This window comes from Vallitalea sediminicola, assembly GCF_054408565.1.
In genome coordinates this window covers 1-20,985 of the sequence record NZ_BTPT01000023.1, presented here as the reverse complement: position 1 = coordinate 20,985, position 20,985 = coordinate 1, and the positions used below count along the sequence as shown (strand labels likewise).

The following is a 20,985-nucleotide window of genomic DNA, read 5'->3' as shown; positions in this document are numbered from 1 at the left end:
AGGAGGAAATATTATGACAAGTGGCATAGGACTTTTTATTATCGTTTTAATTGCAATTGTGGGTACAATTATTTTGATTTCTAGATTCAAAATGCATCCTTTTATAGTGTTGTTACTAGCGGCATATTTTATCGGTATATGTACAAAAATGCCTGCTGATTCTATAATATCAACGATTAAAAAAGGTTTTGGTAATATCCTAGGCAATATTGGTATTGTAATCATTGCCGGTACAATTATAGGTACGATACTTGAAAAAACAGGGGCAGCTCTTACAATGGCTAATAGTATATTGAAGCTTGTTGGTAAGAAAAGAGCGCCTCTCACAATGAGTTTAACTGGATATGTAGCAAGTATTCCAGTATTCTGTGATTCAGGTTTTGTAATCCTATCACCTATAAATAGAGCTCTAGCAGAGAAATCAAAAGTATCTTTAGCTGTTATGGCTACTGCTCTTAGCTCAGGATTATATGCAACACATTGTCTTGTTCCACCAACACCAGGTCCAATAGCAATGGCTGGTACATTATCAGCTAATTTAGGACTAGTTATTTTAATGGGTCTAGTTGTATCTATTCCTGTTATGCTTGCAGGTTACATATATGCAATTAAAGTAGGTCCAAAATTCCCTATCGACCCTAACCCTGAAACTACAGTAGAAGAATTATTAGAAAAATATGGTAAACTTCCAAGTGCTTTCAAATCTTTTGCACCTATCATTTTACCTATTATACTTATTGCTTTTAAATCAATAGCAGATTTTCCATCTGCACCTTTTGGTGAAGGATTCATGAAATCATTCTTTGATTTTATAGGTAATCCTGTTACAGCTTTGATTTTGGGAATCTTCTTAGCCATGACTTTAATTCCAAAGGATGAAAAGCAAAATAGTTTTAAATGGGTTGGAAAAGGTATCTTTAATTCCGCATCCATCTTAGCGATTACAGGTGCTGGTGGTGCTCTTGGTGCTATCTTACAAGCATTACCACTTGCTGATGCATTAAGCGATTCATTACTTAAATATAATATTGGATTATTATTACCATTTATCATAGCCATGTTACTTAAAACAGCCATGGGAGCTTCTACAGTTGCTATGATCATAACTTCAGCTATGGTTGCACCACTTATGGTTAATATGGGTATGACAAGTGAAATGGCAAAAGTACTTGTAGTTCTAGCTATCGGTGCTGGTTCAATGACGGTATCCCATGCCAACGATAGTTATTTCTGGGTTGTTTCCCAGTTCAGTGATATGGATACATCCACTGCTTATAAATGTCAAACGGGTGTTACCCTTGTTCAAGGTATTGTAGCAATTGTGATGATAATGATACTAGGAGTAATATTCATTTAACAAAGACTGACTAACATAGAAAAGAGTTGATTACTTGAAGAAAATAGTTATTGCCTCAGATTCTTTTAAAGGTACTATGGACTCTATCAATGTCTGTAATATAGTTGAAGAAGGTATAAAAAACATTAGACCAGAAATTAATACAGTCACTATACCTATAGCTGATGGAGGCGAAGGAACTGTAGATGCTTTTTTAAATGCGATTGGTGGTAAAAAAGTTACCAAAACAGTTACAGGTCCACTTTTTGATAAAATTGAAGCAAATTATGGAATATTAGATGATGGTTCAGCAGTTATTGAAATGGCTCAAGCTTCAGGACTGCCTCTAGTAGAAGGAAGAGAAAATCCTCTTAAGACAACTACTTATGGTACAGGTGAATTAATTAGGGATGCTCTAGAAAAAGGCTGTAAGAAAATAATCATTGGTATAGGTGGAAGTGCAACAAATGATGGCGGTGTTGGAATGGCATCTGCATTAGGTGTTAAATTTCTGCAAGAAGACAATACAGAAATAGATCTTACAGGTGAAGGCTTAGGTTCTTTAGCTACTATTGATACAAGTAATCTGAATGCCAAAATATCTGATTGTCAATTTATCGTAGCATGTGATGTTGATAATCCATTATATGGTGAAAACGGAGCATCTTATATATTCGCACCACAAAAAGGTGCCGATAAAGAGATGGTAAAACTTCTTGATGAAAACCTAAAACATTATGCTGGTATAGTCAATAGAGACTTAGAGATAAACTTACAGAAATATAAAGGCTCAGGTGCCGCAGGAGGCTTAGGTGCTGGTCTAGTCGCTTTTGTTAATGCTGAATTAAAATCAGGCATAAATATATTATTGGATGCTGTTGACTTTGATAATATAATAGTTGATGCTGATTTAATTATTACTGGCGAAGGTAAAATTGATGGACAAAGCTTAAGAGGTAAAGTACCTGTAGGTATTGCTGATAGAGCCATAAAATATCATAAACCAGTTATTGCTATTGTAGGTGCTATCGGTGATGAAACCGATGCTCTATATGAAAGAGGAATCAGTTCTATATTTAGTATTAATCAAAGACCTGAAGCTTTTGAAATAGCTAAGAATTATTCTGAAGAAAATTTATTGAAAACAACTGAATCAATTATAAGATTAGTATCAGTAATATAAGTTAAGTTAAAGGGACTGTTCATTGAACAGTCCTATTTTTTATTATCTATACCTTTTTTTCATTATTAGAAACTGAGTCTTCTGCTAATTCTAGACCGTGCTTTAATGATTTAACAAGTATTATTCTAGTTCTATCATACAATGGTTTCTTATGAAAACGGAGTCCATCCAAACTCTCTAGGTTATCAATAAATCTATTAAATTCCTTATCAATATCTTTAAAATCAAATATTTTTGATATAGGAGTTGGATTATCTGCTAAACCCATTAAATAATCCATGGATACGTCAAAAAATTTAGCAAATTGCTTTTTTGTTTCATCATCAGCTTGTCTAGCACTTCTTTCATATTGCGAAATATTATTTTTGGTCTTGCCTACTACTTCACCTAATTGCTCTTGAGTAAGTCCTTTATTTTTTCTTAATAATCTTAATCTATCACTAAAATTTGGCATTCTAACCACCTCTTGTTTATTTTAGAATCCATTCATATTGCTGTAAATACTTATAACCAATAAGACAATATATTATAAAATTAGGTATTGACAGTAACCAAATCGTGTATTATAATGTAGTTAACGATTTGGTTATTATTGTTAGCTACAAGCTAACTAAATATCCATTTCAGTTATTACTTATTTTCATTTATATATAATGTATTCTAACCTCACTGTTTTGTTAATGTATACAAGTGTTAACAATTCAAGAACCTTTTGACGCATAATTGATATTATGCAAACGTAATAGTAGTTTATTTAACTAAAGGGCAAGTAAATGAACTGTATATTACACAAATTTATTTTAAGGAGTATTGATTTACTTCTTAAAATAAATTCACATATAATTATACATATAATATATCGACATTGTGTATTGAACACATTATAAATGACCGTTTAATATACTTAAAAATAATAATTATCATTGCTAAGGGTATGATAGATAGGATTTATATTAATATAATCCTGTTCTGCCATTTCATGCTCAATTTGAGAGCTATTTATTTTTAACTCCCCTTCCCCTTACATGATTAATTATATATACATACTCCCCTTATCCTAACTAGATTAGAAATCTTCAACACATATGTCTATTATGCAAACGATTACCAAAAGGGTGAAATATCTAGTCTTGGAGTATGCTAGATATTTCACCCTTATTATATCACATTTTATTTTTATTACTTTATATTACTCATTAGTCTGAAGAATTTTTTTAACACCTAGTTCTTTTTTATAACCTGATTCTTTCTTTAGATGTAATTCTTTTTTAAGTAATAATAACAGAATTACTGAAACTCCTGTTGTTATAATATCCGCTACAGGTTGAGCAAAAATAAATCCACTAAGTCCAAATATATTATCTAGTATGAATAGAAGTGGAATAAATAAAATACATTGTCTTGAAAGACCTAAAAGCAATGCTTGTGGTGCTTTCCCTATTGATTGGAACATTGTCATTACAGACATTTGCAAACCAAAAAATGGTGTACATATAGCAAATGTTCTCAGCATTCTTACTCCTATATCAATTACTTCTATATCATCTATAAAAGCTTTAAATAGGTATTCTGGAAATATTGCAATGACAAAAGTAAAAAATATTGACATTATTGTTCCATATAAGATAGTCGTCTTAAAACATTCAGTAAATCTATCGTATTTGCCAGCTCCGTAATTATAACCTGCAAAAGGCTGACTACCTTGAGCAAGACCCATTGTTAAAAGAGCTATTATCGATCCTATTCTCAAGTAAATTCCTTCTGCTGCAACAATATTATTACCATATTTTACAGCTACAATATTAACAATAATAAAAGATGCACTCATTATAAATTGATTTAATGCAGCAGGTATTCCAATTTTGAACATGTTTTTCATATTTTCAGTGCTTATCCTTATATATTTAAATCCTAATTTAAACATACTTTTCTTGTTTATATAGTAGACTAAATAATATATAACTCCAATTAAATTACCAATGACCGTTGCCCAAGCAGCACCTTTTACACCCATACCAAGTGTAAATATAAATATTGGATCTAATATAATATTTACTACGTTTCCTAAGATTACTCCAATCATAGATTTTCCTGTTGAACCTTCTGACCTTACGAGTCCGCACAGTGTAACCTGAATGGCAAGTATTATACTAAAAGATACAATGATTTGATAATAATCTTTTGTATAAACATACGTTCCTGAACTAGTTCCTATGGCACTAATTATATGATGTGTAAATATAACAAATATCAATGTTAATATAGCACCTAATATAGCTGTTAAAGCTATAGACGTATTAATTACTTCATTAGCTTTTTTTTGTTCTTTTTTACCTAGTAGGATTGATAAATAAGACCCTCCGCCAATTGCCAGTGTTGTACCACAAGCTTGTATAATCAAGAATATAGGTAGTACTACGGATAATGCAGCTACTTGATCTGGATCATTTGTCTTTCCTACAAAAAACGTATCAGTCAGATTATAAATAAGTTGAACTATTACTCCTAACATTGTGGGTATCGCTAACTTTAAGACTGCTTTTTTGGGAGACATTTTTTCCATTATGAACACTTTATCTTCTGTCATTGTATATTCCGTCCTTTCTTAATAGTAACTCTGCAGTGTCTTTAATTGTTTTTAGTGCTTCTATTAATTTTTCAGAATCATCTATCCCATTCAAAACATTATCCATATGTTCATTGACTTCTTTTCTCATGGCTTTTGAATATTTTTCACCTTTTTCGGTTAACTCTAGATATACAATTCTTCTATCTTTTTCACTACGTTTTCTTACTACATAGTCTTTTTTAACCATTTTATCTACTGTTTGAGAAAATGGTCCCTTTTCTATTCCTATAGCTATTGCTATATCTGACATAGGTACCTTGACAGGTTCACCAACTTTGATTAGAATTCTTTCCTGAGTTATATTAAGATCTTTTGGACCTATAAAATCAAAATCTTTGAAAAAAGCTCCTTGAATTAATTGTAAACCATCTAGTAAATCAGCATAATCATATTTCATTTTAATCACTCTCCTAATTAATTATAAATATAATAGTTATATATATAACCTTTATATTTATAATTATATATGTATTTCCATTAAATATCAAGTAATATTTATTTGTTAATGCTGGTTATAATTAAAAACAAAAAAATACCATATTCAATTAATATGAATATGGCTAATCGATTTTACTATTTTGCAACTCAATTAGTACAGTAACCAATTTTTATGGCATAATATAATTATAGCTATTTATTCAATTTCTCTATTTCATCAATTATCTTCTTGAATTCTTTTTCTTCGCTTATAGGATCAAAACTAGATTGTTTTAGTATAGCTAATATATTCTCATATATATTAATTCTGATAGGATATTCACTTTGTTTTAATTCCTCAAAACACCATAATTTCTTAAATCCTTCTATATTGGTGAAATCGTAATTTTTATAAGAGTATATCATCTTCTTTAACATTTCTATTGCACTCTTATTATCACCACTATATACATATAATTGCGCTAGTTGGAGATATTCATTTAATAAAAAAACTGTTCTCCCATTATATTGGAATAAATTTTTTACATCTATACCTAGATTATAATATTTTTCAACCAAATCATAATCTTTTTCATTAATACGATAAGAATTACCTAGACTTAAACATATATTAGATATTTCATTAATACACTTGAACAATTTACTTTGCAGTAACTTCCTAGCTTCTTGATATTTTTGTTGTTTTATATAAATACTTGCCATGATATCATCAGGATCACATTGACTTTTATGAATTTTATTAAGTACATTGATAGCATCTTCCTCCCTATCTAATACTGCGTATAGACTACCTAAAGCAAATAATGAAGCTTCTACCAACTTAGTATTACAACTATCCTTAACTACCTCTTCGTATAGATCTACTGCCCCATTTATTATCTGTGTACATCTTTCTTCATCATCTGATTTCCAAGAATATATGGTATATAAAAATGCAATTCTACTCATTAAAAAATAACTCGTTGGATATTCGGCTAAATACTCTTTCGTTTTCTTAATGGCTATACTCATATCTGAATCATTAAAAAGATCTTCACATTCTATATATATTTCTTTTACTTTCTCATCACTAATATCATTATTAAAATTAAGCAACGTATCAATAGTAACATTAAAAAATGCTGCCAATATAGGTAATAATGTTATATCTGGATATGAATTTCCACTTTCCCATTTTGATATGGCGGCGGTTGATACTCCAATGCATTTTGCAAGTTGTTGCTGAGTCATTCCTTTATCTTTTCTTAATCTATATATTACTTCTCCAATCTGTAATTCTTTCATTATACGACACTCCTTAATTATATTAACCACTATTAATATGGTAATTACCACTCATAGTCATTTGCTTAGATAGAATATTCTTCTTCTAGTATACAGTGTAATTAATCATATACCAATAGAGATATAGTTAAATATAATGAGCATAGTTTAACTGTTGGTTAATATATTAGTAATTAATAAATAAACAATGCTATACCTTATTTTGTAAAGCTGGCATACTATTTCGTATACTTTTAGGTCGTAATAAATATATCATAAAAAATAAAGCAGAAAATAGTATTCATCTACTCTCTACTTTATTTGACGTATATAATTAAAATCTACAACTTTTCTTCTAAGACCAAAGGGAATCTACAAATAAATTGCTTAGCTTTATATATTTGCTATAATTTCTTATATATATCTCTACTCTTTCTTGATTAGGTTCATAAGTGTTTTGGATAGTTACTGTCTTTTCTATTGCTTCATTAAAATCCTTGTATATACCTACACCAACTCCTGCTAAAATAGCAGCACCTAGAGTAGTCGCATGGTCTGAATAAGGTACTTCAATAGTTCGGTTAGTTACATCTGCTTTGATTTGGGTCCATACGCTGCTATTGGCACTTCCACCTACACTTGATAACGTACCAACCAAAGCCCCTACTTCTTTTGCGGTTTCCAAGTTATGGTTAAGAGCATATGCAACACCTTCCATCGTACTTCTTATCATATGGGCTCTAGTTTTATCAAAAGACAATCCATAATAAACACCTTTTGCCTTACTATTCCATAGAGGAGATCTTTCCCCCTTCATATAAGGTAAAAATATTATATCATCACTACCTGGTGGTATCTTTCCAGCTTCTTCACTCATTATGACAAATGGACTACTTCCTCTTTTATCAGCTTCTTCCTTCTCAACATGTCCAAATTCTCTATTGAACCAATTGAGAGTTCCGCCTCCACCTGTTGTACCACCTTGCAACAACCACATATCAGGTACAACATGATATCCAAGAATTAATCTTTCATGTATTATAGGCTTACCTAACGCAATACTCATTCCACCTGCTTGACCACCTTGTTCTTGAGTCTGTCCTTCATTGATTACACCAGCACCTAAAGTACAACAAGCAGCATCCAGCCCTCCAGCAACAACAGGTGTACCAACTTTTAACCCCGTTGACTTAGCTGCTTTTTCTGTAACACTACCAACTATATCATGGCTATTCATTAATGGTGCCATCAAATCTATAGATAATCCTAGCTTATCAGCTATCTCAACATTCCACTCACCTTTTTTTATATCAAAATAATGGAATCCATAACACTGGGAATAATCTTGTGAAATTTCATCAGTCAACTTATAAGCTATATAAGCATTACTTTGCAAGAATTTATAAGTCCTATTGAATATCTCTGGCTTATTATCTTTTAACCATAACATCTTAGGAGTTATATACGCTGAATCAACAGGATTACCACTGATGCTAATTAATCTATCTTCTCCGATTACATCTTTCATCCAATCAGCTTGTTTTTCGGCCCTTCTATCTAACCATATCATAGCTCTACTTAGAACATCACCTTCTTTATCAATAGGAATACAAGCCCATGATGTTCCATCAATACCAATCCCTTTTACATCTTCTGGATTAATATTGTCTCTACTTAATATCTGGGAAATCCCTTCAGTAATTACCTGCCACCATTCTTCAGTATCTTGTTCCACAAAACCTTCACTAGGATAATAAGTCTCATAACTCTTAGTAATACTAGAAACTACTTTACCCATTACATCAAATATAGTCATCTTACAACCAGATGTACCTTGGTCAATAGCTAATAGCAAATCACCCATTAAACAACAACACCTTTTTTAAGAATAATATTTGCATATAATGAAGTTTCCCCAGTAGCTACAACTGCATAAGCCTTCTTAGCCCTCTCATAAAATGCAAATCTTTCCTCATAACAGATTTTTTTGTCTCCTTCTTTTTCCTTGATTATACCTCTATATGTATCCCATATCTCAGGAACATAAGTATCCCCCTTCACGACTTCCATCAATCCAACAGGTTCATCAGTATAAACATCCAAAGGCATCAAATCCAACACAGCCTCTAAAACTTCAGGTACACCATGCCCATCTAATCTAACTAATCTCTGAGCCATTGAAGCAGCAGGGAAATTACCATCAGATATAACTATCTCATCCCCATGCCCCATCTCCATCAATATTTTCAACAATTCTGGTGATAAAATACTTGGAATCTTCTTCAACATACTAATCATCTCCTATTATTTTTATATATATTATTTTATTACTTACTACACAATATAACTGTAATCTTTTTATCTACATAACATGGATACCATGGATAAAAGGGTAAATTGTAATAATCACGCAGACCAATCGCTTTTCAGAGTAAGGCAAGTGATTATTACAATTTACCCTGCTCTACCTGATTAAAATACAAATCCACCAATTCTTTCTCAACATACCCAGTCTGAGCAAATTGAGTATTAGCAGTTCCACAAGCCATACCCATCCTAATCATGTCTATCTGACTTAACTCTCTTTCTAATCCTATTGCACATCCAGCTATAAAAGAATCACCTGAACCAACTGTATTTATAACCTCCACAGGTGGAATGGTAAATCTATATATACCACCATCTAGTCCCGCAATGCACCCATCTTTTCCTAGACTGATTATAGGTACCTCAACACCCATTCTCTTAAAATGCTCAATAGCCTTTACAAGTCCTTGCAATGTACTCACGTCACCACTATAAACTTGCTTAATCTCATCAGTATTCGGTTTTACCATATAAGGTATCGCCTTTATACCCTCAATGAATGCTTTTGAACTTGTATCTAAAATAACTTTTTTATTATGCTTCTTAGCAATATCAATCAATACTTTGTAAAAATCATCAGATATCCCCTTTGGTAAACTCCCAGAAATAGTAACCACTTTTATATCATTCAACATATCTTCATATGCTTTGATAAATTCATCAACTTCATATTCTGATACAACTGGTCCTGCTTCCAATATCTCTGTACTAATCTGATTAACAGTATCAGATACGTTAACACATATTCTTGTTTCTCCACTTACCTTAATAAATCTGCTTTCAATATCCAGCTTTTTCACTTTATTATTAATAAAATCTCCATTAGAACCACCTAATAAACCTGTTGCAACAACTTTTTCACCCATTGTTCTTGCAACCTTGGCTACGTTAAGTCCTTTACCACCTGCAGAGGCAACCGTCTTCTTAGGACGATGTACCTCCCCAAGTGTATAATTATCTATTATATAGACTTTATCAATAGCTGGATTCATAGTAATTGTAAGAATCATTACACACCTCTAGAATTCGTCAGCTAAGCCGCTTGATCCACAAAGTCTAATCTTTCTCTTAACGACTTCTTTTACAGCTTCTCTAGCAGCTCCCATATAATTTCTTGGATCATTCTCATCTTTATTTTTAGCGAATGTATCTACTATAGCTTCTGCCATAGGATTTTTTAATTCTGTTGCTATATTTATTTTTGCTATTCCACGTTTTATGGCCTCTTTGATACTATCATCTGGTACACCAGAAGCACCATGTAGAACAAGAGGTACATCTACTATAGCTTCGATTGCAGACAACCTATCAAAGTCTAACTTAGGTTCTCCTTTGTACATACCGTGGGCAGTCCCTATTGCTATTGCTAATGTATCAATACCAGTATCTTCAACAAATTTCTTGGCTTCAGAAGGAATTGTTAATGCAGCTTCGTCACTGTTGACAAACATATCGTCTTCGACACCGCCTATCCTTCCAATCTCACCTTCAACTTGAATTCCTACAGCATGAGCCATATTTGTAACACGTTTGACCAATTTCACATTTTCTTCATATTCAAGATTAGCTCCATCTATCATAACTGATGTATAGTTATTCTTAATACATTGTACAATAGTATTAAAAGATGGGCAATGGTCAACATGAAGTGCTACCGGAATATTATACATATCTGCTGCTTTTTTTACAATAACCCCTATATATTCTATTCCTGCATGTTTTAATGTTCCTGGTGTTGTTTGAATAATAACTGGAGCGCGTTCTTCACTAGCACCTTCAATGACTGCTTGAATAGTCTCTAGATTATGTATATTAAATGCTGCTATTGCTACATTTTTTTCTTTTGCTTTATTAATTAATTCTAGTGAACTTACTAATGGCATAATTATTCCTCCTATAATTGCATAATTACCTTACCAGATACTTTTTTTGCCTCTATATCTTCAAATGCGTATTTTATATCCTCTATTTCAATAATTCTATCTATTAATTTTTCTACTTTTATCTGTCCTGTTCCAAGATAATTAGCACCTAAAGTCCACTCTTTTCCTGGAAAAGGAGCTGAATATGACATCCAAGAACCTTTTACTTTCAATTCCTTTCTGTTCATACATTCAAATTGTTTTGGCTGTATAGTAAATTCAGTGTGGGGTGTACCAATATACATGACACTACCTTTATTACCAGCAATTTCTAAGCATAATAATTCTGTAAATGGTACTCCTGCCGTTTCTAGAACCATTTCAAAACCTTTACCCTTTGTAATTTCTTTAATTTTTTCATTGATATCATCTGTCATAGTATTAATTACATTGTCCGCTCCCAAATCACCAGCGATTTTTAACCTTTCATCATCAATATCAAATACTGTGATATCTTTTGCACCCATGATCTTGGCACATTGTAAAGTCAATAGACCTATGGTTCCCATACCGGTTATAGCTACACTTGTCATTGGTTTGAAATCCATGACTAACAGACCATGTAATGCTACGGTTATAGGTTCAAGAAATGCTCCCTGAACATAAGAAACTTCATCAGGTAATTTCACTATATTAACTTCTGGTGCTTTTACATATTCAGCCCAAGCACCATATTCTCTTGAACCGATGAAACTATAATTTTTACATAGTGCATGATTACCGCTAAGACAGTCTTCACATGAATGACAAGGTTTTAGAGGTGCTACAGATACTTTGTCTCCAATATGTATATTTTTTACTTCACTTCCAATTTCAACTACTTCACCTGAAAATTCATGTCCCAATACATTAGGATAATAGTGAGAAGCCTTTCCTAAGACTCTTGGTATATCTGAACCACATATTCCTGAAGCTTTTACTTTTATCAACACTTCATTGGCTTCTATAGCAGGCTTTTCAATATTTTCTACTCTAATCTTTTTTTGTGCGTATAATACAGCCGCTTTCATTGCTGTTGACCTCCTCGCTATTTTGTTATTTTCCCATCTAGATCCCATAAATCTTCCCATGATTGATTATCTTTCCATAAGAAAACCTGACCTTTGATTAAACGACAGTTTTTATCTATCTTAGATATAGCTTCCATCTCTTCATGAGTTAGAGGATTTTCTGTTATACATTTCAAGTTGCTAAGATATTCGTTTCTCTTTACTGAAAACGGAATAGGTACTTGACCTCTTTGAACTGCCCATTTAATACAAACGACTGCCGGATGTACTCCAAGTCTTTTTGCTGCTGCAACAATAACCGGATCTTCAATATCTACTGTATCGTTTTCTGTTTTGTCTCGATCTGGACGAGTTGGAGATCCAATAGGACAAAAACCAATAGGTTGAATATTATTGTTTATGCAATATTCGAATAATTCTTGTTGTTGAAAATGAGGATGTTGTTCCATTTCGTTAACTGCCGGTTTAATTCTTGCATCTTTCATTAGTAGTTCAAACTTTGCTTTAGTCATGTTGGATGTTCCGATATTCCTTACTAATCCCATATCTACTAATTTTTCCATTTGTCTCCATGTTTTCATGAACTCTTCATGAATATATGGGTGTGAATTTTCACTTCTTGATTCAACTGAGCAGCCTGGAGCATGATAATTAGGAAATGGCCAATGTATAAGATATAAATCCAAATAATCAAGTTTTAAGTCTTTTAAGGTCTTAGCCACTGATATTAAAACTTCTCCGTCACCATGCATATCATTCCATACTTTGGAATTTATCCATAGTTCTTCCCTTTTGATACCATTTTTCAAAGCTATTTCGAGAGATTCACCAATTTCTTTTTCGTTTTCATATACAGAAGCACAGTCTATGTGTCTGTAACCAACTGAAATTGCTCCTAACACAGCATCTGATATCTGCGTTACAGTAAATCTGTCAGAACCGAATGTGCCAAGCCCTACTGCTGGCATTTCATCTCCTGTATATAGCTTTTTTTTAGGTATAATATTAGGGTCTACTCCATCTGATGCAATCTGAAAATTATTCCTTAGATCATTTTCCATTTTCATTACTCCTTTATTTAATTTATATTTTTGACATTGTTACTTTATTAATTTGCATATCGTTTAGTTTTATATTTATATATTAAAGCTAAACGTTTAGCTCTTGCCTAAAGTAATATCAACCAAATATAGTTATCTCTATATATTGGTCGATACAGATTCTTTTATATGAACTTTTGTTTTCAATCTATAAGTCGAAGGAAAATCCGAATAATCTTTGTTAAGTCTTTTCAGCATAAGATTAGCCGCCGTTTCACCAATTTCTTTCATTGGTTGTTCAACGATGGATAATGGTGGTCTTACTATTCTTGCCATCTGAATATTATCAAATCCAATTAAAGATAATTGGTCTGGAATACTAATATTAAGGTCATTGACTGCCATTATCGCACCTACTGTCATTTCATAATTAGTCACTAATACAGCGGATGGACGATTGTCTGCATTCCATAGATCAACAAGGGCATTATAACCACTTACTACTGTGTAATCTGCATTTTTAATTAATTCTTCATCTATATCAACATCATAATCTTCATGAACTCTGATATAGCCTTTTCTTCTCTCATCAGCAGTATAAGTCTTTTCTGGTCCGCATATTATACCTATCCTTTTATGTTTTCTTGTAATCAATTCTTCTACCGCCTGATAAGAAGCGTTCAAGTTATCGGCAAGAACTATGTCGCATTCTAAACCTTTTATCATTCTATCCAATAGAATAACTGGAATTTTTTTATCTAATAATTTCTTGATATGCTCTTTTTCTCCACTATAACTAACCATAATAATACCATCAACATGTTTATCTATTAAAAATTCAAGTTTAGTATGTTCTAATTCTTTATCTTCTTTAAAGTCGCATATTATAGTTCCGTAGCCCTTTTCCTGTAAAATGCCTTCAATTATTGATACAATTGAAGTAAAAAATATGTTTTCTAATGAAGGTAACAACACCCCTATTGTCATGGTCTTATTTGTTTTCAATCCCCTGGCCATTTCATTTCTTTTATAATCTAAAACTTCTATAGCTTCTTGGATTATTCTTTTGTTCTCGTCTAGCACATTGCCACCATTAATATATTTCGATATGGTTGCTATAGACAATCCTGTGTATTTTGCTACATCTTTAATAGTTGAAATATTACACACCTCCATCACGAAACGTTTCGTTATTATAATTATAGCATAGATTTTTTATTATACAAGTATTTTTTAGTACCACTTATTATGTCTATTTAATGTTTTCCTTAAAATATCCTGATCAATATATATACCTAATAATTATTTTACAAAAATAAGATTAACCTTTTAATATCATACTATATTAAATTCAGCAGTCTATATAGCCTTATGTATTTATATTGTCCCACTAATAATATTATGATAATAGAAAAAAGTAAACCTATTTTAATAATTTATTAAGTAAAATTAATTTTTATATAAAAAGACTTTTCTTTTTAATATAATTTTAATATAATTTAATTGATTACCAAAATTGATTGATATTTTATTTTTATATATAAATATTCTTTTAATATACACTAATATAATTTCTTAATAATATAGGGAGTGATTTAATGTTTAATCTTGATGATTGTGTTGCATTTATTACCAATAATGCTTCAAAACAAATGGAGAATTATTTTAATGACAGATTGATTCAATTAGGTAGCACTAGAGTTCAATGGATTGCATTATATTATCTAGGTAAGTGTAAATCTATTAGTCAAGTTGATCTTGCTAAAAAAATGAACATAAAAAGTTCTACTGTAGTAAGATTAATCGACAGAATGGAAAGAGATGGCTATGTAAAACGTGTAAAAGATTCTAATGATAGACGAATAACTACTCTTGAGTTAACAGATACTGGAGTTAACCTAAGAAAACAATTGCTTCCTGAAGGCGAAAAAGCAAGTAACGTTTTTTCTAAGAATATTACAGATGAAGAACTTAAAGTTTTTATGAATGTTTTAAAGAAAATGGTAGATAATATTAATGGATAATTTATTTTAGGTTAGAACCTTTTCTAACTACTGAAAAGGTTCCCATTAATTATTTATTGATGATAGTTGATATCTAAAATAATATGTGCTATACTAATCATTGCATATGCAATTAATTTACTACTAGGAGGAATATAGATGGCAAAAGACCCAAGAGAAATGTTAAATGATTTTATGTCAGGATTAGAAAATTTAGGTAAAACAAATGAAGCTCATATGGGGTCATTCATGAATTTATTAGGTACTGCCTATGAACCCGGAGCTCTAGATGTTAAAACAAAAGAATTAATGAGTGTAGCAATTGGTGCTTATAACCGTTGTGAATATTGTATAGTGTTCCATGTGTACAAATCTCTTGAAGCTGGTGCGACACGTGAAGAAATTCTAGAAGCAGCTATGGTAGCAGTAGCATTTGGCGGCGGACCTTCTATGGCGTACACTGTAACATTGTTAAAGAAATCTATTGATACATTTGAAGGCGATTTCAAATAAATTATATTAGTAACGGAGGCAGTTTGGACTGCCTCTTATTTTTAAATATAATTACTTTAATAATATAATCTTTTTTTTGTATAGGAGGATATCATGAACATTGAAGTTAAATTGGATAAATTATCAGGTCATGCGAAAGATGGCAAAGTAGGAAAAGTTCACAAGAATGTTGGTGATCAAGTAACTACCGAAGATATTTTATTTAATATTGAATCTAATAAAGGAAATATGCCTATTATGGCAACAGCTAACGGAATAATTAAAAGCATAGAAGCTAATGAAAGCGATCCAGTAGCTATAGGTTCTATTCTTGCAATAATAGACGGTGAAATACCTGAAGAAGATATTAAAGAAAAAACTTCAAGTATCGAAAGTACTGTTAGTAAACCTTCCAACAATTTCAACTATTTCAGTGGATTATTAAAACCACAAAAGCAACAACTTGAAAGCGATATAACCATTATTGGTGGTGGACCTGGTGGATACGTTGCTGCTATTCAAGCTGCCAAATTGGGAGCCAATGTTATTCTGATAGAAAAGGAAAAAGTTGGTGGAACATGTCTTAACTATGGTTGTATACCAACTAAAGCTATCGTACGCTCATCAGCGGTTTATAGAGAATTAAAAGAAGCTGATGAGTTCGGTTTACATGCTGACAACATTTCTGTAGATATGAAAAAGGTTATCGACAGGAAATCTAACATTGTCAATCAATTAGTAATCGGCATAGAATATCTGTTAGATAAAAATAATGTAAAAGTTATCAGAGGTACTGGTGAAATTATTGATAAGAATACAGTATTTACCAAAAATAATAAACTGGAAGCTACTATAACCAGCAAAAATATTATAATCGCTACTGGTTCCAAAACCTCAATGATTCCAATTATAGGTATAGATCTAGATAATGTCATCACAAGTAGAGATGCTCTTGAACTTGATACATTACCAGATAAATTAGTTATTGTTGGCGGCGGTATTATCGGTATGGAATTCGCTTTCATTTATTCTAGCTTTGGAGTAGATGTTTCTGTAGTTGAATTCTTGGAAAATACTCTACTAGCATGTGACAAAGATGTCTGTGACGAGATTAATACAATCGCTAAGGCTTCCGGCATCAAACTATATACAAGTTCCCGTGTAGAATCAATTATCAAGAGTGAAGATGATAAATGTATTGTTTCATTTACAGAAGAAAATGAAACCAAGTTCATCACTGCTGATAAAGTACTTATGGCTGTAGGAAGACAACCTTCTTACAAAAACATCGGTTTAGAAAAATTAAATATTGAACTAGATGAAACAACAAGAGGTATCAAAGTTAATGATAAAATGCAAACTAATATCCCTAATATATACGCTATTGGTGATGTTACTAATATAATCCAACTTGCTCATGTCGCTTCCCATCAAGGTATTGTAGCAGTTAAAAATATTCTTGGCATTGCAACTACAATGGATTATACTGCAGTACCAAGTGCTATATTTACTAATCCTGAGATTGCTATGGTAGGAGTAAGCGAAAATATGGCACAAAAAAACGGTATTGATATTGAAATAGGTAAATTCCCATTTGCAGCTAATGGTAAGGCATTGACTCTAGGAGAAAGCAAAGGTTTTGTAAAGATAATAAAAGAAAAATCAACTGGAAAAGTAATAGGTGGATCAATAATAGGACCTCATGCAACAGACTTAATTGCAGAAATAACGTTAGCTATTAAAAATGGTCTAACAACTGAGAATATCATAGAAACAATCCACGCTCATCCAACTACCGCAGAATCTATTCATGAAGCTGTTTTAGCTGCTGAAGGTGGTGCGTTACATTTTGCAGAGTAATAATGTTAATGTAAAGGTAATATGTTCTAATTCAACAGATCCTTGGTATAATTTAGCTTTAGAAGAATGTTTGTTAAGTAGTATTACTGATAATGATATAATTTTATATCTATGGCAAAATGATAATACTGTTGTAATAGGCAGAAATCAAAATCCTTGGAAAGAATGCAAGTGGAAAAAGTTAGAAAATGAAAATGGAAAATTGGCTCGAAGATTATCTGGTGGTGGTGCTGTCTATCATGATCTAGGCAATCTTAATTTTACATTTATTATGGATAAAAAGTTATATAATCTAGATAAACAATTAAATGTTATTTTACAGGCTGTTAGAAATTTTGGTATTGATGCAGAATTTTCAGGTCGTAATGATTTAACTGCCCATGGTAAGAAGTTCTCTGGCAATGCTTTTTATTTTTTAGCAAAATCAGCTTATCATCATGGTACAATCCTTATAGATACTAATTTCAGCAAACTTACTGATTATCTACAAGTTTCTAAAGAGAAAATAAGTTCAAAAGGTATTGATTCCGTTCGTTCTAGAGTACTTAATTTATGTGAACTAAGTGATAGTTTAACTATTGAAACCATGAAAAAAAGTCTTATCGATAGTTTTGAAAACATCTATGGTAAATATAATGATACTATTAATGTAGATATGGATACTTACGACATTCATGAACTATATGATAAATATGCTTCTTGGGAATGGCGTTATGGAGAGGCTCCAAAATTTGAAATATCCTTAGGCAAAAGATTTTCATGGGGTGACTTTGAATTAGGTTTGAATCTAAAAAATGGTCATATTGAAGAATCTAAAATATATTCAGATGCTATGAATAGTCAGTTGATACAAAATATATCTTCTTGTTTGCTAGGTATTCCTTTTAAGATGGATGAAATAATCAATTCAATTGGCAATGTTTCTATGAATGAAGAAGATAGAAATATCATCCAAGATATAAAAAATTGGCTACTAGAAAAATCATTAACTATATAGAACAAGGTATAATATAAGGCTTAATCATTTTGACATAAATATATGTTTATGACGGTAATTATTGATTAAGCCTTTATCTTAATAAAATATCCTTTTTTCTTTCGGTGTATTAGCAGTAGGGTCATTTACTACTACACCTTTTGGTACTTCTATTTTATCATTTAATAGAAAATCATTTGTTTCTTTCATAAAATCATCTAGTTTATGTCTCATCTCATTTAATGCATTATTATACTTCCCATCATCTATAAGATTTTCTTTTTCTTGTGGATCAATAACTGTATTAAATAGATATTCATCTTTTATTTCATATTCATCAAATTTATTTCTTAATAATACTTTTTTGGGATTAGAGTTATCAATATTAGCGAGCATTGGCTTCTTGTAGTTATCAAAGACTCTTATATATTTATATTCTTCTGTTCTTATACATCTCATAGGTTGATATGAAGCATGGTAATTAATCTCCGCATATACTTGGTCCCTGACTTTATCTTTTTCCTTCATTACAACCGGTTTTTGTGAAATTCCTTGAATGTAGTCAGGTATTTCTAAATCTATTAATTCACAAATTGTTGGGAATAGATCTACTTGAGAAAACATAGATTCCACTACTCTTCCATTCATAGGTGAATCAGGTACTCTCAATACTAGAGATACCCCCATACCACTATCAAAAAGTGTACATTTCATAAATGGCGAAGGCAATCCATGGTCTGTAGTAAATATTATTATTGTATCATCATAGATACCTTTTTCTTTTAGCGCATCTAAAACCATTTTAAAACAATCATCAGCAATTTTTACAGATGTACAGTAATGAGCAAAATCTTCTCTGTTCATATATGTATCTTTTAGTTTGGAAGGTACTTTAAGATAATCTGGTTCATATCCTTCTGTGATTTCCTCTGGATACTTCCTATGTGTATTCCATAAACCAAAGGAAATAAAAAAGTTCTCATCTTTATTATATTCAAGTATATAATCCGCAACTGCCTTGGCATTTTGTATATCATTATCGTCACTAGCTGGTCCTAAGACATCATCATATGGCAATACATCATAATTCATGTTGTGCTGTTCTAATAATCCATGATTAGCTATATGTTCTGTACCCGCTATAGCTGTTCTATAACCATTTTCCCTTAGATAACTACCTATATGTTTATTATAATCGTTCATCTTGAATCCACGATGGGATAATCCGATGAGTCCATTATTATGTGCATACATTCCTGATAATAAAACTCCTCTACTGGGACTACAGGTAGGACTAGCGCTATAAGCCTGTCTAAATAATATCGATTCTCTTGCAAATTTTTCAATGTTTTGTGTTGGAACTTTGTATCCATATGGTGAAATGTATCTTCCAGAATCATGAGTGTTAAAATAGATAATGTTCATCTGCTAAACCTCCTATTATAGTTTTTTTTACAATACTTATAAGTATAGTATCATAGTTGACACTTACTTTCAATATGAAAATATATAAAGATTATTATATTTAGATGAGTAAAGTATATAGAACTAGTACTTTTATGAAAATATTTTATTCATAATGAATAGGTAAATAAAAAAATGAGTATCATAATCATAGTTAATAGTTTAAAGAATATATTTACACGATTTTTGTTTTGATATCATATGTAGTCTTATCTTTTCTTTCATTATCATTAAGCTTATTTTCAGGTATAGATTCCATTAATTTTGTTTTATCGGATAGAGCTTGCAAAATAAACTCCTTTTTACATTTTTCACATTTATATACAATAGTTCCAGCATATAAATCTACATCTGGATTTAATTCCATACCATCTAATTTACTTTTGGTTTTACCTTTGAACTCTTTCACTGTTCTTTTTGTTACTTTTGTATTACCACAATATGGGCATTTTTTCTTTTTAAAGAAGTTTTTAATATCTTTAGATTGAAAACTGTATTCTATTCTTTCCATTTTTTGTTTACCTCATCCTGAACCTAAATATACTCATCTATATTCTTAGTCTTCACGCTAGCTTCATTTTATCCTGCCATAAATAAATTTCAAGTATATCCTTTGAATTTCATTTATAATATTTAATTATATTTTACTATTAGTTAATTTCAATGTCAAAATATATATAATCTTGTTTTCTTTTCATGACTTATTCCACCCCATTTATGATATAATTTATTTATAATGTTTTAGGAGGTGTATTAGAATGTACAAAAAAAGTGTTTTTCGTTATTGTTGTTTCGTACTTATTTTTTCTTTTATTATTTTATTAGTTACTCCTTTAATAATGTAAATGCTATAATGAAAATGTAGAAAAGTTCCAACATAAAAATGTAGGAATTTATACAGTTTTGTTTTAGCATTTTTTGCTATAATTGTGCTATCAATCCATATGGAAGGGGTGCACAATTATGCGAGTAGATATTCAAACTTTTATCAAACAATACACA

At 31.1% G+C, this 20,985-nt stretch carries 19 protein-coding genes; 6 read left to right on the top strand and 13 right to left on the bottom strand.

The window, feature by feature from the left end:
* Window positions 1-13: 13 nt before the first annotated feature.
* A complete protein-coding gene (locus ACX6CF_RS10085; RefSeq protein WP_458785203.1) occupies window positions 14-1,357 on the top strand; it encodes a GntP family permease in 1,344 nt (447 codons plus the stop codon).
* Window positions 1,358-1,391: 34 nt separating this feature from the next.
* Window positions 1,392-2,519: a glycerate kinase gene (locus tag ACX6CF_RS10080; protein WP_458785202.1), complete on the top strand. Its 1,128-nt coding sequence runs from the start codon at window positions 1,392-1,394 to the stop codon at window positions 2,517-2,519.
* 46 nt (window positions 2,520-2,565) lie between these two features.
* Here ACX6CF_RS10080 and ACX6CF_RS10075 read toward each other — a convergent pair whose 3' ends face one another.
* The 11 genes from ACX6CF_RS10075 to ACX6CF_RS10025 form a co-directional block, all read right to left on the bottom strand.
* Complete coding sequence (locus tag ACX6CF_RS10075; protein WP_458785201.1) at window positions 2,566-2,973, bottom strand: helix-turn-helix domain-containing protein; 408 nt, start codon at window positions 2,971-2,973, stop codon at window positions 2,566-2,568.
* 735 nt (window positions 2,974-3,708) lie between these two features.
* Window positions 3,709-5,106: an MATE family efflux transporter gene (locus tag ACX6CF_RS10070; RefSeq protein ID WP_458785200.1), complete on the bottom strand. Its 1,398-nt coding sequence runs from the start codon at window positions 5,104-5,106 to the stop codon at window positions 3,709-3,711.
* Window positions 5,093-5,545, bottom strand: coding sequence for a MarR family winged helix-turn-helix transcriptional regulator (locus ACX6CF_RS10065; RefSeq protein WP_458785199.1), 453 nt, complete (start codon window positions 5,543-5,545; stop codon window positions 5,093-5,095). Before ACX6CF_RS10065 ends, ACX6CF_RS10070 begins: the two co-directional genes overlap by 14 nt.
* 233 nt (window positions 5,546-5,778) lie before the next feature.
* Window positions 5,779-6,870, bottom strand: a complete 1,092-nt coding sequence (locus ACX6CF_RS10060; protein ID WP_458785198.1) for a helix-turn-helix domain-containing protein — start codon at window positions 6,868-6,870, stop codon at window positions 5,779-5,781.
* Window positions 6,871-7,204: 334 nt separating this feature from the next.
* Window positions 7,205-8,713 (bottom strand): xylulokinase, encoded by a 1,509-nt coding sequence (locus tag ACX6CF_RS10055; protein WP_458785197.1) that lies wholly within the window; start codon window positions 8,711-8,713, stop codon window positions 7,205-7,207.
* A complete protein-coding gene (fucU, locus tag ACX6CF_RS10050) occupies window positions 8,713-9,138 on the bottom strand; it encodes an L-fucose mutarotase (protein WP_458785196.1) in 426 nt (141 codons plus the stop codon). Before fucU ends, ACX6CF_RS10055 begins: the two co-directional genes overlap by 1 nt.
* A 158-nt stretch (window positions 9,139-9,296) precedes the next feature.
* On the bottom strand, window positions 9,297-10,226 hold the full coding sequence (pfkB, locus tag ACX6CF_RS10045; RefSeq protein WP_458785195.1) for a 1-phosphofructokinase: 930 nt from the start codon (window positions 10,224-10,226) through the stop codon (window positions 9,297-9,299).
* Between the two features lie 9 nt (window positions 10,227-10,235).
* On the bottom strand, window positions 10,236-11,099 hold the full coding sequence (locus ACX6CF_RS10040) for a class II fructose-bisphosphate aldolase (RefSeq protein ID WP_458785194.1): 864 nt from the start codon (window positions 11,097-11,099) through the stop codon (window positions 10,236-10,238).
* 11 nt (window positions 11,100-11,110) lie between these two features.
* Window positions 11,111-12,148, bottom strand: coding sequence for a galactitol-1-phosphate 5-dehydrogenase (locus ACX6CF_RS10035; RefSeq protein WP_458785193.1), 1,038 nt, complete (start codon window positions 12,146-12,148; stop codon window positions 11,111-11,113).
* 17 nt (window positions 12,149-12,165) lie between these two features.
* Complete coding sequence (locus ACX6CF_RS10030) at window positions 12,166-13,209, bottom strand: aldo/keto reductase (protein ID WP_458785192.1); 1,044 nt, start codon at window positions 13,207-13,209, stop codon at window positions 12,166-12,168.
* 138 nt (window positions 13,210-13,347) lie between these two features.
* On the bottom strand, window positions 13,348-14,364 hold the full coding sequence (locus ACX6CF_RS10025; protein ID WP_458785191.1) for a LacI family DNA-binding transcriptional regulator: 1,017 nt from the start codon (window positions 14,362-14,364) through the stop codon (window positions 13,348-13,350).
* Between the two features lie 422 nt (window positions 14,365-14,786).
* Here ACX6CF_RS10025 and ACX6CF_RS10020 point away from each other — a divergent pair, with 422 nt between their 5' ends.
* The 4 genes from ACX6CF_RS10020 to ACX6CF_RS10005 all read left to right on the top strand — a co-directional run bounded on the left by ACX6CF_RS10020 (window position 14,787) and on the right by ACX6CF_RS10005 (window position 18,540).
* Window positions 14,787-15,212 carry a MarR family winged helix-turn-helix transcriptional regulator gene (locus ACX6CF_RS10020; protein ID WP_458785190.1) on the top strand — a complete coding sequence of 142 codons (426 nt, stop codon included), beginning with the start codon at window positions 14,787-14,789 and terminating at the stop codon, window positions 15,210-15,212.
* A 138-nt stretch (window positions 15,213-15,350) separates the two neighbouring features.
* The gene (locus ACX6CF_RS10015) at window positions 15,351-15,704 is read left to right on the top strand and encodes a carboxymuconolactone decarboxylase family protein (protein WP_458785189.1); all 354 of its coding nucleotides are present in this window, start codon (window positions 15,351-15,353) and stop codon (window positions 15,702-15,704) included.
* A 93-nt stretch (window positions 15,705-15,797) separates the two neighbouring features.
* Window positions 15,798-17,543, top strand: coding sequence for a dihydrolipoyl dehydrogenase (gene lpdA / locus ACX6CF_RS10010; protein WP_458785188.1), 1,746 nt, complete (start codon window positions 15,798-15,800; stop codon window positions 17,541-17,543).
* Window positions 17,533-18,540, top strand: coding sequence for a lipoate--protein ligase (locus ACX6CF_RS10005; RefSeq protein ID WP_458785187.1), 1,008 nt, complete (start codon window positions 17,533-17,535; stop codon window positions 18,538-18,540). Before lpdA ends, ACX6CF_RS10005 begins: the two co-directional genes overlap by 11 nt.
* 78 nt (window positions 18,541-18,618) lie before the next feature.
* Here ACX6CF_RS10005 and ACX6CF_RS10000 read toward each other — a convergent pair whose 3' ends face one another.
* Window positions 18,619-19,944, bottom strand: coding sequence for a sulfatase family protein (locus ACX6CF_RS10000; protein WP_458785186.1), 1,326 nt, complete (start codon window positions 19,942-19,944; stop codon window positions 18,619-18,621).
* Between the two features lie 214 nt (window positions 19,945-20,158).
* Window positions 20,159-20,494 carry a hypothetical protein gene (locus ACX6CF_RS09995; protein ID WP_458785185.1) on the bottom strand — a complete coding sequence of 112 codons (336 nt, stop codon included), beginning with the start codon at window positions 20,492-20,494 and terminating at the stop codon, window positions 20,159-20,161.
* Between the last annotated feature and the right edge of the window lie 491 nt (window positions 20,495-20,985).